The organism is Metabacillus sp. 84, assembly GCF_050107715.1.
Lineage (GTDB): Bacteria > Bacillota > Bacilli > Bacillales > Bacillaceae > Metabacillus_B.
This window is the reverse complement of sequence record NZ_JBNILN010000004.1, coordinates 40,315-55,948: the sequence shown is the minus strand read 5'-3', so window position 1 is coordinate 55,948 and position 15,634 is coordinate 40,315. Positions and strand designations below refer to the sequence as shown.

The window sequence follows — 15,634 nt, the reverse complement described above, 5'->3', positions numbered from 1 at the left end:
GAGACAGGTCTCTGCTAAAGCTGAATAATTATCCTATCGTTCGTCCCGGCTTTTCCGGACTGTTCTTCCTTAGGCACATGGATTTCAAGAAAGCCATCCTGAAATTTCGCATTAAGCGTTCTGCTGTCTATTTCAAATGGGAGAAAAACCAGAGATTCAAGAAGCTTTCCATCACAGCATTCACTTTGGATGGTTAAGCTGCTGTGGTCTTTACAAATAACGAGCCGCTTAGGGAAAACCGTGCACAGGTCCGCTTCAATAATGTATTGATCGCTTATTTCGTATACATCTGTTCTGAACGAATTGGCCAGTCCGTCCGCATAAGGATCTTCCAAAAACTGAGCCAGCCATTGATCCAGCCCTTCAAAATCAGAAAGAGCGGGTCGTTTAGAATCACTCATTGCTGTCATACCCTCCATAAAAACCTTTCCATTATTTTTATTCAAATGATTGATAAAAGTGAATAGAACAGGCCTATGAGAAGGAAAAAAATGATCGTGCTTTACATATCGTGTCCGCTATTATGCTTTTGGCGGGTATGGTTTCTGTTTTTTACTTTTTTTGACCCGCTTAATGGTTCGGGCTGGCCGGGCTGATCGCCTTTAGGCGCATTCTTTCTAATGTCCTTGCCTGTATTTTTGTTCGTCATGAATCTCGCCTCCTTGTCTGATTAGTTTTAGCCTCCGGGGAAGGAGTATTCATGCATACATTTGCCGTTGGAGGAAAAGATATGAGCAGTCAAACAGGTAAAGGAGAGAATAACGATGCCCTATCACAAAAACAAACAGCAGTCGTTTCAGGCTGCGCAGCAGGAAGCTGCTGAAACCGTTCACCATTATGAGCAAATGAATCCTTCGAGTGCTGATTATGGATCTCATCTAAAGCATTTAAAAGAAGAAATTAATGAAACGAATGCCCAAATACAAAATGCTCTCGAAAATGCAACGGAACATCAGAGGTCCCAGCTCGAGAAATTTCAGCATGATATCAACCGGATTGTATCGGAAATAAATAAGTCTGAATAAAGGGAATGTCTGTCCAGTAAGTTCGTTTACTGTTCAATGCTTTCCGGGCTGATAAGCCTGACCAGCACAATTAAAAGAAAGGCTTTGTTAAAGCATGGTGTTGATTTTTCACACCTGTCCGCCCAAGCATAAGCGAACGCCTGCAGCGGAAATCAACAGCCAAGTTTAAAAGAAAAAGACTTAAACCCCCGGTATGCCCGGGGGGGTTTTTTATTCCAATATTTTCTCTCAAGCGGCCTTTTTAAACAGCCTCTGTATTATTGATTCTTTTTGCGTTTTTTGTTGTTTTGTCTTTGTTCTGCAGTCAGCGGTTCATTTTGATATTCTTCATTATAGCCGGCTCCTTGGCCTTGTGCACCGGCTGCGTTCATTCCTTCAATCAGGTGATTGGCTTTTCTTTTGGCCACTTCATTCACCCCCTTATACGAAAGTGTGTCCCTGCAAGCTGATTTGATGCAGAAGGTGCAATCCAGGCAAATTTTTATATTTTAGAAAAATAAAGAATTTTCTTTTCTATAAGATATCCTTATAATCATCAATAACATCATTGATATTTACTTATGTATAAAGTTGTATTAAGATTGAATTGTGAAGTTTGCAGCGGCGGTTTTAAGCCGCTTTCGACAGTTTTCTTTAAGGGGGAGTAACATATGGCAGAACAGCAGCAATTGAATAATCAGGATGTTTTTAAAGCTCGCAAATCCTTCGATTTAAGAGGGAAAACGTATCATTACTACTCTTTGAAAGCGCTTGAAGATGCAGGGATCGGCCAGGTTACTAAATTGCCGTATTCCATTAAAGTTCTTCTTGAATCTGTTTTGAGACAGGTCGATGGACATGTAATTAAAAAAGAGCACGTTGAGAACCTTGCCAAATGGGGCACAAGTGAGCAAAAAGATATTGATGTGCCTTTTAAGCCTTCCCGTGTTATCCTTCAGGATTTTACGGGCGTTCCGGCCGTGGTGGACTTGGCTTCGTTAAGAAAAGCAATGGCTGAAATGGGTGGGGATCCGGATAAAATTAATCCGGAAATTACTGTGGACCTCGTGATCGACCACTCCGTACAAGTGGATAAAGCGGGAACGGAAGATGCGCTGCAATTTAACATGGAACTGGAATTTCAGCGAAATGCGGAAAGATATAAATTTTTAAGCTGGGCTAAAAAAGCCTTTGACAACTACCGTGCGGTACCGCCAGCAACCGGAATCGTCCATCAGGTAAACCTTGAATATCTGGCAAATGTTGTGCATGCTGCAGAAAAGGATTCCGAAACCATTGCGTATCCGGATTCTCTGGTCGGCACAGACTCCCATACTACGATGATTAACGGAATCGGTGTTTTAGGCTGGGGTGTAGGCGGAATCGAAGCTGAAGCGGGTATGCTTGGCCAGCCTTCTTATTTTCCAGTGCCTGAGGTAATCGGGGTAAAACTTACGGGGAAATTGCCACAGGGTACAACTGCGACTGATCTCGCCCTCAAAGTAACCCAGGTTTTGCGCCAAAAAGGCGTAGTAGGAAAATTTGTCGAGTTCTATGGGCCGGGTGTGCCTGAGCTTCCTCTGGCAGACCGTGCAACCATCGCGAACATGGCACCGGAATACGGAGCGACATGCGGATTCTTCCCTGTTGATGGCGAAACGCTGAATTATCTTCGTCTAACAGGACGGGATGAGGATCAGATTGATCTCGTAGAAGCTTATTCAAAGGAAAACGATCTTTTCTATACGCCGGACAAAGTGGATCCAATCTTTACGGATGTTGTGGAAATTGATCTGGGCAGTATTGAGGCGAACCTTTCCGGACCGAAGCGCCCGCAGGATCTGATTCCCCTTTCTGAAATGAAAGAAACGTTCCATTCCCAGCTGGCGGCTCCATTCGGAAACCAGGGCTTCGGACTGGACGCGGAGGACCTTAATAAAGAAGTTCAGGTAACCCTCGCAAGCGGCGAGGAAACTGTGATGAAAACAGGTGCGATTGCGATTGCAGCGATAACGAGCTGTACCAATACCTCTAACCCATATGTATTGATCGGTGCCGGCCTGGTGGCGAAAAAAGCTGTTGAAAAAGGCCTTCAAGTGCCGTCATATGTCAAAACATCTCTTGCACCGGGATCAAAAGTTGTTACCGGATATTTGAATAATTCAGGTCTTATGCCTTACCTTGAACAGCTTGGCTTCAATACAGTCGGCTATGGCTGTACGACATGCATTGGAAACTCCGGCCCGCTTGCTGAAGAAATTGAAAAAGCAGTAGCGGACGCTGATTTGCTTATCACTTCTGTCCTCTCCGGAAACCGGAACTTTGAAGGCCGTATCCACCCGCTCGTGAAGGGCAACTATCTGGCATCTCCTCCGCTAGTCGTCGCTTATGCACTGGCAGGAACAGTGGATGTGGACCTTAAAAAGGATTCATTCGGAAAAGACAAAGATGGCAAGGATGTATTTTTCCATGATATATGGCCTACTTCAGAAGAAATCAAAGAGGTTGTGGCCAGAACGGTTACTCCAGAGCTTTTCCGCAAAGAGTATGACCGCGTGTTTGATGACAATGCCCGCTGGAATGAAATTGAGACCACAGATGAAGCACAATACGTATGGGATGAAAATTCCACATACATTCAGGCGCCAACATTCTTTGAAGGTATGTCTCCGGAGCCGGGTACCGTCAAACCTTTGACAGGACTTCGCATAGTCGGGAAGTTTGGAGATTCTGTTACGACAGATCACATTTCACCAGCCGGTTCGATTGGAAAGGATACTCCTGCCGGACGCTATCTGCAGGAAAAAGGGGTTTCACCAAAAGACTTTAATTCCTACGGTTCCCGCCGCGGTAACCATGAGGTAATGATGCGCGGAACTTTTGCCAACATCCGGATCCGCAATCAGATTGCACCGGGCACAGAAGGCGGATTTACAACCTATTGGCCGACAGGCGAAGTTACATCCATTTATGAAGCTTGCATGAAATACAAGCAGGATGGAACAGGGCTTATGGTGATCGGCGGAAAAGATTACGGCATGGGCAGCTCCCGCGACTGGGCAGCTAAAGGAACGACTCTTCTCGGAATCAAAACCGTGATTGCTGAAAGCTACGAGCGGATCCATAGAAGCAATCTTGTTCTTATGGGTGTGCTTCCTCTCCAGTTCAAAGAAGGAGACAGTGCAGAATCTCTTGGATTGACAGGCAAGGAAGTTTTTGAAGTGGCGATTGATGAATCTGTTAAACCGCGCGATTTTGTAGAAGTCCGTGCAACAGATGAAAACGGCAGTTCCATTGAGTTTGAAGCGCTTGTTCGTTTTGACAGTGAAGTCGAAATCGATTATTACCGACATGGCGGAATCCTGCCGATGGTATTGCGTGATAAATTAAAAGCATAAACAGGGTATGAAGGGGCTGACTCTTGAGGTCGAATACTATTTCGGCCGGAGAGTCGCCTCTTTTTTTATCTGCTGGTCTTGGGGCATATAATGGGGATATCCCTCAAGGCATCAATCGGCTCTCATTTCTTTTTTTTGTTGGCATTCGCATTATAGGAGAGGGTCAGGCCGGTTTAAGAAGAATAAGCGTCTGCAGCTTAAGTGAGAAATCCTAGAGGGTGTCCGGAAGCTAATGCCTTCCAGGACACCCTCTTTCTCTGTCTGGTCTGTCCTTATAGATGGTTTTAAAGTAAAATTATTGCATACATATAGTACAGACTACGGGAGAAGGGAAGAGCCATAATGAAACGGATTGCAGCCATTGCTGTATTAGCGGTACTGATCATCTCTGCTGCCTGGCAGGCTTTATGGCCAAAAGGACCTGAGGTCGGGCTTGATCAAGGGAACAAAGCGCCTGAATTCAGCCTGCCTTTGATCAATGGGAACGAAGCACACCTTGCCGATTATAAAGGGAAAAAAGTGATTGTTAATTTCTGGGCTACGTGGTGCCCTCCATGTAAGGAAGAAATACCTGAACTTAAAGAAATTTCCGCAAAGCATTCGGATGATCTTGTTGTTTTGGCAATCAACTACACAGGTTCTGAAGCAAGTGAAGAGGCTGTAAGAACATTTGTTGACAGCCATGCGATGAAATTTCCTGTTTTAATGGATGTGAATTCAGAAGTGCTGAGCCAGTACGAAGTATTCAGTTATCCAACAACGTATTTTCTTGACGAGGAAGGCATCATTCAAAAAGTCCAGAGAGGCATGGTGGACCGCGGAACCCTGGAGGAATTCGCTGACTCTTAACGAACCATACCCGCCTTCCTATGTATAAAAATCTGCAGACAGGGCGATACTGTCGCTAATACATATGGAGGTGAAGCTTTTGAGAAAAATCAAAAAGCTGTCATTCGAAGAATTGGTTATGGAAAACAAAAAAGAATTGCTGAAGGATGAAGCCTTTTTAAGCAAAATTGAAGATAAATTAGAACAGCGTTACAATGAAAAATAAATTCATGAAACAGCCTCCTTCCGGACAAAATAAACACCGGAAGGAGGCTGTTTTATGACCAATTCCAATGACAAGCAAAGCCATTTTACCCCTAATCATATTGGAACAAAATCAAGGGGATTTGGCGGAAATAAAGGCAAGAAAATGCAGGATAAGTCTAACCAGCATGCACAGGTAATACAAACAAAAGGCGAATAGCCGGAAATTTTGGAGGGTGAAAGCTATGGGATATAAGTCCAACCCGGATGACCGTTCAGATAATGTGGAAAAATTGCAGGATATGGTGCAGAACACCATTCAAAACATTGAAAAGGCCCATGAGTCAATGGGACTTGCAAACGAAGAAGAACGACACAGAATTCAAGAGAAAAACAAACGCAGGGAAGATTCGATTGCTGCCATGAGATCCGAAATTCAGGATGAGGCACATGCCCGTGAAAATGGATATAAATCCGAATGAATGTAAGCCGGCTTTTGCCGGTTTTTTTCGTTGGCTTTGTTCGTACTTGGAATGGATTCTGTTTCGATAGAGTGCTGTACATATGTTAAATAAACTATGTTCCAAATAAACACATTAAAGCTTCTGTTTTGTATGCCATTTTAAGCCGTGATAAAATATAAAACTGAATACATAAAGAATAAAGTTAGGAGAGAAGAGATGTTTACGTCTAGAACAGCAGTGGATGTAAGATATGCAGAGACAGACCAAATGGGAATCGTTTATCATGCCAACTATTTGGTCTGGATGGAAATAGGCAGAACGAGGCTAATTGAAGATCTCGGTTTTTCCTATGCCAAAATGGAGGAGGATGGAATTCTGTCGCCAGTGGTGGATTTACAGGTGGAATATAAAAAGCCGCTGAGATATGGCCAGAAGGCAGAAATTCATACAAGGGTGAAAGAATACACTGGCATCCGGGTCAGTTATGAATATGAAATGTTCACGCCGGATGGAGAATTGGCGATTAAGGCTTCCTCTTCACATGTCTGTGTGAAAAAAGAAACTTTCAGACCCATCAATATAAAAAAACACTTTCCCGATTGGGATGCAGCTTACAGAAATGCTGCCGGAAGCGGGATCTAATGGCATTCGGCATTAAAAGAGAGGACCTTCAGCAGTGGAAGAAAGCTGTTGCAAGGGGGGAAATTGCATTTCTTACCCATTTTTGGCAAGATGACCGGTTTCCTGAAGCTAAATCAGTTACAAAAGCGGGCTGCAGCGATATCCGAAAGCTTGCTGAGTGGGGAAAAGGCTTTGGACTTCAGGAGCAATGGATTGACAGCCGGAGTGATTTTCCTCATTTTGACTTAATGGGAGCTAAGCAGTCCGAAGTATTGATGCACTATAAAATGTACAAGACGATGCAAAAATTTAAGATTTATACTTAATTTTTCAAGCATTATTCCGATTCAAACAGGACAAGCGGGCCGGGACCGCCGGAAGGGAATCCTGGCCCGCTCTATGTCCTGCAGCATTGATCATCTCAGGATGGGAGAAAATAATGTGCCGCGCAGTTCAACCAGTTCCCTCTTCATAATCAAAAACAGGCTCATTACGCTCTGTGTCAAAATCCACAATCAAATCATTCCCATCGAAATACCAAAGGTCCTGTTCATTGACGTAAAATTTAATCCCCTCAGCCTCGGTAGACACCCCGGCTTCTTCCTTTTCTTCTTTTACAATACCAAGGCTAAAGCCCTTCTGGATTTTACTTGCACCCCCATACCGCACAAAAAAGCGGACAGAGTCTCCTGTCTCCAGCCGCAATTCTTCCTGATACCATTTGGCAGCCTGATCCTTTACTTTGATTTTCATGCAAGCTCCTCCTTTATCCATTGATTCCTACATTATAATCCATGAATGGCTGCAAACGCGAATGATTAGCCGAAAACAGCGTGCCAGAAAGGGAAAAATACGGCTAATTTGTACATAAAAGCATCTATATTTATTTGATTAAACTATGTTCTAAATAACCATACAAATACAGTAATAAATTTGAATGTGCTGTCAGAACATGTAGTCTTTTGACATTACATATAGGTATTGTATAAGATTTGTATATAAAGTGTAGATAGGAGGGCCGTTCAAGATTATCAGCTCATTCAAAATAAAATAAAGGGAGAGAATCAGGATGAAAAAATTAGCTATGCTTGCAATCGTAATGGTATTTGCGTTAATGGGAACAGCTGCAATGGCGGCAGAATCAAAGGATGCTATGGTTCGAATCGTACATGCTTCACCGGATGCTCCAGCTGTTGATGTAACGGTAGATGGCAATACTGTAGTAGAAGGAGCAGAGTTTAAAGCTGCTACTGAATTCATGGCTGTACCTGCTGGGGAACATAAAGTAGAAATCTTTGCAGCAGGAACCGTTGCAGACGGAGAGCCAGTTATTTCAGCTGATTTAACAGTAGAAGCCGGCAAAATGTATACGGCTGCTGCTGTCAATACCCTTGATAATCTTGAACTGCAAGTCCTGAATGACGATACGATGGTTTCAGAAGGAAAAGCTAAAATCCGTGTAGGCCATTTCTCTCCTGATGCACCTGCGGTGGATGTAGCGGTAAAAGACGGCGATGTGCTTTTCCCGGGCGCTGAATTTAAGGGAGTTACAGAATATATGGAAGTAGACCCTGGAAGCTATGATCTTGAAGTAAGAGCAGCCGGATCAATGGATGCGGTATTGGATCTTTCAGGAACAGAGCTTAAAGAAAACATGACGTATACCGTTTTAGCTGTAGGTTTTCTTGAAAACGATCCTGCTCTTGATGCCATCGTATTAGAGGATCCGATGATGCCTTCAGAAATGCCGAAAACAGGAATGGGCGGAGCCTCTGAAAGCCAAGCACCTTGGGCTATGTTTGCAGCAGCAGCAGCTGGACTGGGAGCTTTAGTGATTTATGGGAAAAAGAAAAGCGCTCAGTAATGTTCTGCTTCTAGGCATCCTTGCAGGGTGCGGTTCGGCTGGAGATGAAGCGGCAGATTTGACTGCGCCAGTGAAAAGCGAACCGAAACCTGCCGCTTCTTTGAAATTTGCGGCAGCTTCCGACCAGCCGTCTCAGAGTGAACAAGAGGGAATTGTCCCGGAATCAATCGAAATACCAAAGCTTGGAATCGTTACAGCTGTAGAGAAAACCGGACTGCTTGAAGACGGCTCAATGGGTGTTCCTGAAAAGGATGAGAATACAGCTTGGTACAAGCAGGGAGCTAAGCCCGGTGATTACGGAAATGCTGTCATTGCCGGTCATGTAGACAATAAAACAGGTCCGGCAGTCTTCTTTAAATTAAACAGTTTAACGCCTGGGGATGAAGTTCTTATAACCGATGCAAAAGGGACGAAGCTGACTTTTATCGTTGAACAGGCAGAAGCCTATCCTTATGATGACGCGCCAATTCAACAGATTTTCGGACCATCTGATCGGAAGGGCCTTAACCTGATCACCTGTACCGGAATTTATGACCAGTCGAAGAGAACACATCTAGAACGTCTCGTTGTTTATACTGTACTGAAAGATGAGCCGGCTTAACGGATGTGAAGAAGCAGGAGCAGAGGCTCCGCTTCTAACAGCCCGCCAGAAGAATAACGAATGTGAAAAGCACTCAGAGCAACCCTCTGGGTGCTTTTTTCGTTAACCGGGAACGGGTGAGTATTCATACTTCGCGGCAGGCTATGATAAATCTATACATAACGCACTGAAACTAACACAGCTTACTTAAATGATGAAATTAAACTATGTGCTAAATAATCACTTTAAACCTAAACCCGTAATAAAATGAACAATGAATAAAACTACAGAATAAGCCTCGAGACTTACTGCAAAATATGGCCGGAGCTCATTATGAGAAAAACACCGGCAAGGTAAGATAAAAACATGAAGGGAGGAGGAAATTTATGAAGAAAACAGGGTTAGTACTGGCAGGAGTGGCTGCAGCCATCATTTTAATGGCAAACACCGGACACATCATCGGCTTGGCCATAAGTGCAGTCATCCTTTATTTCGCCTTTAAAGGATTTATGAAAACCGATTCAGCAGGGAAAAAAGTTTTTTGGGCTATTGTCGGGCTCATCGCATTGAGCGCTTCCGCCGCAAATTTACCGGCAATCTTCGGTCTGGCAGCCTTATATGTTCTCATCAAAATTGTGAGAAGCTTAAAAGAAACGAAGCAGAATCCAAAAGCAAAAACGGATGATCCATTTGAAAATTTTGAACGCCAATGGGCAGACTTAACCAAATCCAAATAAGAAAGGCTTGAATGGAAAATGTCAAATTTATTTACACGAATGAAAGACAGCATTTCGGCAGATCTGCACGCCATCCTTGATCATAAGGAAGAAAAGAACCCAATTTCTATGCTCAATCAGTACTTAAGAGAATGCGAGAAAGAAACGGAAAACGTAAGATCTCTTGTGGAAAGACAGTATAAGCTTAAGGATGAATTTCAGAGGGAGCTTCAGGATGCAGGCAGGATGGCTGCTAAACGAAAGCATCAGGCAGAAGTGGCAGAACGGGCGGGGGAACGGGAACTAATGCAATTTGCTTTAAAAGAACATGAACAATATACGGAACGGGAACAGCGGCTCACTTTTGCTAACCAGGAGGCTTCAAGCCAGCTTGAAAACCTGGAGCAAAAATATGAAGAAATGAAACACAAGCTGAAGGACATGAATTTAAGAAGGCTTGAGCTGATGGGAAGAGAAAATACAGCCCGGGCTCAGGCGAAAATGAACACTGTTCTTCATTCTTCTGAGAGATCGTACGCATCCCAGGCCCGATTTGACGAAATGGAGCGCTATATTGACCGTCTCGAATATCAGGTCCAAACCAATTATTACAGAAGCACGATTGATGCCAAAACAGAGGCCCTTGAAAAAGGGTTAGAGCTGGAAAAAACCAATACTCCATCCTGAATAAACGTGGTATTCTAATTAAAAAGGCGCAGCTATGCGCCTTTTTCACAATAAGGAGGCGATTGCCATTTTCTCTAAACTGCCAACCGAAACCATCAATCTGTTCCTGCTCACCGGCATCGCCCTATTATTGCTTGAGTTCACGTTTCATGATGGGGGAACTGTCTTTTTTCTTTTACTTACAATCGGCTGCATCTATTACGGCCGTAAAAAGATGCTGCGCACCCGGGGCAAATTTATCTTCTGGTTTGGTGTGATCTTCTTTTCTTTCACCCTCTTAAATACGCTGGCCTTTAAATTTCTTATTTTAGCCGTTTTGGGCTATACCATTTATCAATATGTGAAAAGCCATAAAGACAAGTCTGTGATTAATCCTCAAATGAAAGTCAGGCTGGAGAAGGAAACGCCTGAAACCATTATTGTTCATAAGCCGCTGATCGGTAATTTTCTGTTCGGCAATCAAGCAACTCCGGAAGACATTTACGAATGGCAGGACATTGCCATTCAAACCGGGATAGGGGATACAGTCATAGATTTAACCAATACTGTTCTGCCTAAAGGAGAAGCCGTTATTTTTATCCGTGGTTTTATAGGAAATGTTCAGATTTTTATTCCCTATGACATGGAAATCTCTTTAAAGCACTCCGTCGGTGCAGGAGCAGTGAACGTGCTCCATTTCAAGGAACCGAGAACGGTTAATAAAATGGTCTTCATCGAGACCGAAGGCTATACAGAAGCAAAAGAAAAGGTGAAAATCTGCACCGCTCTGCTTGCAGGGGATCTTGAGGTGAAACGAAAATGAGCATTTTGGTGCGAAGTTTGTTCTCCGGGATGATTTTGGCTTTTCTTATTTTTGCTGCACTTTTCAGTGTTTGGTTTATGGCCTTCCCTCCTGCTAACTGGGCTATTTTATGGGAAAGAGAGGTTGCAGACCTGCCGTTCATTTTATTTGCCCTGCTCATATGCTTGGGACTTGGTTTGCTTTATGGACTTTTTTCAGGTGCAGGCTTTAAAAAGCAGCTTAAATTGATGGACAGCTATCTGCAGGAACTCGAGAGCGGCAAGCATTCTGATGTCCATTTCGATCTGTCTGCAGCACCCGAAGTAAAACAGATTTGGAGCCGCCTCAGCAGGCTGGGCAAAAAGCAAACGGAGCAGATCAAACTCTTTCAGAAAACAGCAAATCAAAAAGCCGAGGATTATGAAAAACAAGTACAGGCGATGGTTTCCCTCGAAAGACAGCGGCTGGCCCGTGAACTTCATGATTCAGTAAGCCAGCAGCTCTTTGCAGCTTCTATGCTGATGTCTGCAATCAACGAAGGAAATGGCGATTCTGAAACTGCAGCAAAGCAAATGAAGCTGACTGAACAAATGATCCACCAGTCCCAGCTGGAAATGAGGGCGCTGCTGCTTCACCTTCGGCCGGCTGCTCTTAAAGGCAAAACATTGAAAGAGGGCATTGAAGAACTTCTGTCTGAACTGATACATAAAGTTCCTTTGGAGGTCCATTGGAAGCTTGAGCCGTTTACAATGGCTAAGGGAGTAGAGGACCATCTGTTCCGTATCTTGCAGGAATCAGTATCCAATACCCTGAGACACGCGAAAGCAGAGCAGCTGGATGTCCTTCTTATCAAAAGAGAACAATTGGCAATCCTGCGGATAACTGATGATGGAGTCGGATTTAAGATCGATCAGACGAAAGCCGGCTCATACGGGCTGCAGAACATTAGAGAAAGGGCTGCAGAGCTTGGAGGACTTGTAAAGATCCTCAGTCTGCCTAACAGGGGGACCCGGCTTGAGGTAAGAATCCCTCTGCCTGAAATGCCTGAAGCAGAAACAGGAGGGGAAATGGAATGATACGGGTATTATTTGCAGATGATCACGAAATGGTAAGAATCGGTGTGTCATCCTATTTAAATGCACAGCCGGATATTGAAATCATCGGCGAAGCAGAGGATGGAGGCGAGGCCTGCAGCATGGCCTTGGAGTTAAAGCCTGACATCATCCTGATGGATCTTGTGATGAAGGAAATGGACGGGATTGAAGCAACACGGATGATTATTGAAAAATGGCCGGAAGCGAAAATCATTATTGTGACCAGCTTCCTTGATGACGAGAAAGTGTACCCGGCTCTTCAGGCCGGAGCATCAAGCTATATGCTGAAAACTTCAAAAGCAAGCGAAATTGCAAGAGCCATCCGGGAGACTCACAGGGGCCAGTCAGTCCTGGAACCGGAAGTGACCGGAAAAATGATGCAGAGAATGAGACAGCCTAAAGCTGTCAGACTTCACGATGAGCTGACAGCCAGAGAAATGGAAATATTGCTGTTAATGGCTCAGGGCAAATCCAATCAGGAAATGGCTGATGAGCTCTTCATTGCAATCAAGACGGTTAAAGTTCATGTCAGCAATATTTTAAGTAAGCTGGAAGTCCATGACAGAACTCAGGCTGTTATTTATGCCTTTAAAAACGAGCTGGTCCAATAAAAAATGAGCCTGGTTAAAGGGCTCATTTTTTATCTTCTGCCGGTGACAGAACATGCTCGCGGATTGATTGGTTCAGCTTCGGATCCACATCTTTCAGAATACGGACGCGGTAATCCTTTTTGTTGCGGTTTGTTACGAGAGTCGGAATAAAGTCCGGCTCTCCGATGCTGACCTCTGCGGACCCGCCATCCGAATTTTTTGTAAAAGGGATCTGCACAATCCCTCCTATGTCTTTATAGTCCCTTTCCTGTCCGGAAAGAAAGTTTCCTAAAGAATAAATGACGAGGGTTTTTTCTCCTTTGCTGTTCGTGATCCACTCTATTGGCTGAAGGACATGCGGGTGATGGCCGATAATAACATCGGCTCCATCCTCTGCTAATTGAGCTGCAAGAAGTTTCTGCTCCTCATTAGGGTATCGATGATATTCCGCTCCCCAATGCATGCTGACAATGACACAGTCAGATAAAGCCTTCATTTCCCGAATATCTTTTTGTATCTTCTCCTGTTCAATATAGTTAACTAAAAAGGGCTTTCCTTCAGGAATCTGAATGCCATTGGTCCCGTACGTGTAGGCGAGAAAGCCGAATCTGATTCCATTTTTGTTCAGAACCCGGTGGGTTTCTGAATCCTTTTCGTTCTTGTAGGCCCCCACGTAGGGCAAATTGTTTTCTTCATAGTAACCAATGGCGCTGTAAATGGCTTTTTCGCCTCTGTCGAGTGTATGATTGTTGGCCATGCTCACAATATCAATTCCAGCTTCAATCAGTGCATCGCCTGCTTCCTGAGGTGTATTAAAAGAGGGATAGGAGGAGAGCCCGATTGACGAACCTCCTAAAATCGACTCCTGATTAATGAACGCCAGGTCTGCGCTTTCAAAATACGGGCGGACTTCCTCAAGCATCGGCCGGAAATCATATTGGTCTTTTCCGGTTTCGGCATCCTTATATACAGGTCCATGAATTAGAAAGTCTCCCGCTGCGGATAAGGTTACGGAGGATTGAAAGGGCTTATGAATGGGGGAATATCCGCTTAGCGGCATATCTTGGATGGAGTAATCAGGGTCCTGCTGATCAGGTCTAAGCACGATGGGGCTGACAGCAGCCAGAATAAGTAAAAGACTGATGCCGGTTATGATTGATTTTTTCATGATACCGATCCTTATCTAATGTCATATTTTGCATGTATGTATGCTTCTCTATCATATCGGAAAGCAGCGGAAATTAAAAGACAGAAAAAAGCTGCCTCCATAGTTGGCTAAGGCAGCATCTTTGACTTCTCATAACGGTGTTAAACGGCTTTTTTGCCAAAACGGACCTTAGGTTCTGTCCCGTTTTTAATCCTGCTGATATTGGCTCTGTGGCGGTAAATAACAAATCCGGTAAGCACACAGGTTACTGCTATAAGCCATACATCCCCCAGAATGACGGAAAATACTACCGCATACAATCCAGAGAGCATGGAAGAAAGAGATACATATTTGGTTACAAGCAGCAAAATAAAGAAAAACGCCAGCATGGTGATAAAAAGGACAGGTGCGTAAAACAGCAGGACACCGCCTGAGGTTGCTACAGCTTTTCCGCCTTTAAACCTGGCAAAGACTGGATACATATGTCCGATGACGGCAAAAATTCCGGCGAGGAGCGGGTGGAAATCACTTCCGAACCAGAGAGGGACGGAGGCGGCGGCGGTTCCTTTTAAAATATCAGAAATCGTGACAATCAATCCGGCCTTCACGCCAAGGGTCCTGAAGGTATTGGTTCCTCCCAGATTCCCGCTTCCATGTTCCCGTATATCAATTCCGTAGCCTGCTTTGCCGACAATGAGGCCGGAGGGAATGGAACCAAGCAAATATGCAATAATAATAATGGCAGCTATAATCATGAACGTCCGTACTCCTTTAAATGCAGCTAAGATTATGTATAGTTTATCATGATACGTCCTGTACCACTAGCTGACATGAAAAATCTTTTAGACTCTGAATTTGCTTTCATCCTCTGTTCGTCTATACAATAAAGAAAAGGGGTGAGGTTAAATGATTAAGAATCCTTCAAGAAATGAAATCGGACGTATACTAAAAGAGAACAAGAGAATCGCTGTAGTAGGATTATCAGCCGATCCTGACCGCACTTCCTATATGGTCAGCAAGGCTATGCAGGAAGCAGGGTATGAGATTATCCCTGTTAATCCAATGATTGAAGAGGCGCTGGGAGTGAAGGCAGTGCCAGATCTGATGAGCATACAAGGACCTGTGGATATCGTGAATGTTTTCAGAAGATCCGAGTTCCTGCCGGAAATTGCGGAAGACTTCCTTAAGACGGATGCCAAGATTTTTTGGTCGCAGCTGGGCGTTGTCCATGAAGACACATTCGAGATGCTAAAAGAAAAAGGCTGCACGGTCATAATGGACCGATGCATAAAAGTAGAGCATGCCATAACGAAGTAGAGAGGAGAGGGCTCTCTCCATTATGATGAGCGGGCCCTCTGCCATTTCTCCTCTTGAGTCCCCACCTGAAACCCTCAAATGAAAGGATTTAAGCCGCTTTTTATAGAAAATTCGAGCCTCCTTACAAATTTAGGTTTGCGAAATACAGCGGAAAAGATAAAATAGTGCTTGGACACATTCCTTTTCATGAAAAATTTTCTAGTTTGAAAAGGAGTGAAAGGAGCGTTTGTTCGCCTTCATTCAGGGTGCGCCTTGTATTTTGGTGAATTCATGCGGTACAATACAGAAACGCACGTTCTCATTCGGGATATTGGAAGCGGATGGCTGAAAGGAGTACAA

General features: G+C 44.1%; 22 protein-coding genes. 16 read left to right on the top strand and 6 right to left on the bottom strand.

The window, feature by feature from the left end:
- Nucleotides 1–14 precede the first annotated feature (14 nt).
- A complete protein-coding gene (locus ACQCV8_RS09260; RefSeq protein WP_426844325.1) occupies nt 15–401 on the bottom strand; it encodes a hypothetical protein in 387 nt (128 codons plus the stop codon).
- Between the two features lie 101 nt (nt 402–502).
- Entirely contained in the window at nt 503–649 is a 147-nt protein-coding gene (locus tag ACQCV8_RS09255; protein WP_426844324.1) for a small acid-soluble spore protein P, read from the bottom strand.
- Nucleotides 650–764: 115 nt separating this feature from the next.
- Here ACQCV8_RS09255 and ACQCV8_RS09250 point away from each other — a divergent pair, with 115 nt between their 5' ends.
- Nucleotides 765–1,025, top strand: a complete 261-nt coding sequence (locus tag ACQCV8_RS09250; protein ID WP_426844323.1) for a hypothetical protein — start codon at nt 765–767, stop codon at nt 1,023–1,025.
- Nucleotides 1,026–1,282: 257 nt separating this feature from the next.
- Here ACQCV8_RS09250 and sspO read toward each other — a convergent pair whose 3' ends face one another.
- On the bottom strand, nt 1,283–1,432 hold the full coding sequence (sspO, locus tag ACQCV8_RS09245; RefSeq protein ID WP_426844322.1) for a small acid-soluble spore protein O: 150 nt from the start codon (nt 1,430–1,432) through the stop codon (nt 1,283–1,285).
- Between the two features lie 243 nt (nt 1,433–1,675).
- Here sspO and acnA point away from each other — a divergent pair, with 243 nt between their 5' ends.
- The 7 genes from acnA (at nt 1,676) to ACQCV8_RS09210 (ending at nt 6,845) form a co-directional block, all read left to right on the top strand.
- Nucleotides 1,676–4,402: an aconitate hydratase AcnA gene (gene acnA / locus ACQCV8_RS09240; RefSeq protein ID WP_426844321.1), complete on the top strand. Its 2,727-nt coding sequence runs from the start codon at nt 1,676–1,678 to the stop codon at nt 4,400–4,402.
- 342 nt (nt 4,403–4,744) lie between these two features.
- Nucleotides 4,745–5,251, top strand: coding sequence for a TlpA family protein disulfide reductase (locus ACQCV8_RS09235; protein WP_426844320.1), 507 nt, complete (start codon nt 4,745–4,747; stop codon nt 5,249–5,251).
- Between the two features lie 70 nt (nt 5,252–5,321).
- Nucleotides 5,322–5,456 carry an FbpB family small basic protein gene (locus ACQCV8_RS09230; RefSeq protein ID WP_426844589.1) on the top strand — a complete coding sequence of 45 codons (135 nt, stop codon included), beginning with the start codon at nt 5,322–5,324 and terminating at the stop codon, nt 5,454–5,456.
- A 54-nt stretch (nt 5,457–5,510) separates the two neighbouring features.
- A complete protein-coding gene (locus ACQCV8_RS09225) occupies nt 5,511–5,654 on the top strand; it encodes an acid-soluble spore protein N (protein ID WP_426844319.1) in 144 nt (47 codons plus the stop codon).
- A gap of 25 nt (nt 5,655–5,679) precedes the next feature.
- Nucleotides 5,680–5,916, top strand: coding sequence for a small acid-soluble spore protein Tlp (tlp, locus tag ACQCV8_RS09220; protein WP_426844318.1), 237 nt, complete (start codon nt 5,680–5,682; stop codon nt 5,914–5,916).
- Nucleotides 5,917–6,114: 198 nt separating this feature from the next.
- Entirely contained in the window at nt 6,115–6,540 is a 426-nt protein-coding gene (locus tag ACQCV8_RS09215; protein WP_426844317.1) for an acyl-CoA thioesterase, read from the top strand.
- Nucleotides 6,540–6,845, top strand: coding sequence for a hypothetical protein (locus tag ACQCV8_RS09210; RefSeq protein ID WP_426844316.1), 306 nt, complete (start codon nt 6,540–6,542; stop codon nt 6,843–6,845). Before ACQCV8_RS09215 ends, ACQCV8_RS09210 begins: the two co-directional genes overlap by 1 nt.
- 127 nt (nt 6,846–6,972) lie before the next feature.
- Here the strand turns inward: ACQCV8_RS09210 and ACQCV8_RS09205 are convergent, their stop codons facing one another.
- The gene (locus ACQCV8_RS09205) at nt 6,973–7,272 is read right to left on the bottom strand and encodes a HesB/YadR/YfhF family protein (RefSeq protein WP_426844315.1); all 300 of its coding nucleotides are present in this window, start codon (nt 7,270–7,272) and stop codon (nt 6,973–6,975) included.
- 316 nt (nt 7,273–7,588) lie between these two features.
- Between ACQCV8_RS09205 and ACQCV8_RS09200 the strand changes: the two genes are divergently transcribed.
- From ACQCV8_RS09200 to ACQCV8_RS09170, 7 genes are all read left to right on the top strand, one after another.
- Nucleotides 7,589–8,383 carry a DUF4397 domain-containing protein gene (locus ACQCV8_RS09200; RefSeq protein ID WP_426844314.1) on the top strand — a complete coding sequence of 265 codons (795 nt, stop codon included), beginning with the start codon at nt 7,589–7,591 and terminating at the stop codon, nt 8,381–8,383.
- Complete coding sequence (locus ACQCV8_RS09195; RefSeq protein ID WP_426844313.1) at nt 8,358–8,984, top strand: class F sortase; 627 nt, start codon at nt 8,358–8,360, stop codon at nt 8,982–8,984. Before ACQCV8_RS09200 ends, ACQCV8_RS09195 begins: the two co-directional genes overlap by 26 nt.
- Before the next feature lie 365 nt (nt 8,985–9,349).
- Nucleotides 9,350–9,700, top strand: a complete 351-nt coding sequence (locus tag ACQCV8_RS09190; RefSeq protein ID WP_426844312.1) for a flagellar basal body rod protein — start codon at nt 9,350–9,352, stop codon at nt 9,698–9,700.
- Nucleotides 9,701–9,718: 18 nt separating this feature from the next.
- Complete coding sequence (locus ACQCV8_RS09185) at nt 9,719–10,366, top strand: PspA/IM30 family protein (RefSeq protein WP_426844311.1); 648 nt, start codon at nt 9,719–9,721, stop codon at nt 10,364–10,366.
- A gap of 34 nt (nt 10,367–10,400) precedes the next feature.
- A complete protein-coding gene (liaF, locus tag ACQCV8_RS09180; RefSeq protein WP_426844310.1) occupies nt 10,401–11,168 on the top strand; it encodes a cell wall-active antibiotics response protein LiaF in 768 nt (255 codons plus the stop codon).
- Nucleotides 11,165–12,223, top strand: a complete 1,059-nt coding sequence (locus tag ACQCV8_RS09175) for a sensor histidine kinase (protein ID WP_426844309.1) — start codon at nt 11,165–11,167, stop codon at nt 12,221–12,223. The genes liaF and ACQCV8_RS09175 overlap by 4 nt, the downstream gene beginning before the upstream one ends.
- On the top strand, nt 12,220–12,852 hold the full coding sequence (locus tag ACQCV8_RS09170; protein ID WP_426844308.1) for a response regulator: 633 nt from the start codon (nt 12,220–12,222) through the stop codon (nt 12,850–12,852). Before ACQCV8_RS09175 ends, ACQCV8_RS09170 begins: the two co-directional genes overlap by 4 nt.
- A 22-nt stretch (nt 12,853–12,874) precedes the next feature.
- Here the strand turns inward: ACQCV8_RS09170 and ACQCV8_RS09165 are convergent, their stop codons facing one another.
- Entirely contained in the window at nt 12,875–13,999 is a 1,125-nt protein-coding gene (locus ACQCV8_RS09165; protein WP_426844307.1) for a CapA family protein, read from the bottom strand.
- 140 nt (nt 14,000–14,139) lie between these two features.
- Entirely contained in the window at nt 14,140–14,733 is a 594-nt protein-coding gene (gene plsY, locus ACQCV8_RS09160) for a glycerol-3-phosphate 1-O-acyltransferase PlsY (RefSeq protein WP_426844306.1), read from the bottom strand.
- A 151-nt stretch (nt 14,734–14,884) separates the two neighbouring features.
- Here plsY and ACQCV8_RS09155 point away from each other — a divergent pair, with 151 nt between their 5' ends.
- Nucleotides 14,885–15,295: a CoA-binding protein gene (locus ACQCV8_RS09155; RefSeq protein WP_426844305.1), complete on the top strand. Its 411-nt coding sequence runs from the start codon at nt 14,885–14,887 to the stop codon at nt 15,293–15,295.
- Nucleotides 15,296–15,634: the final 339 nt, after the last annotated feature.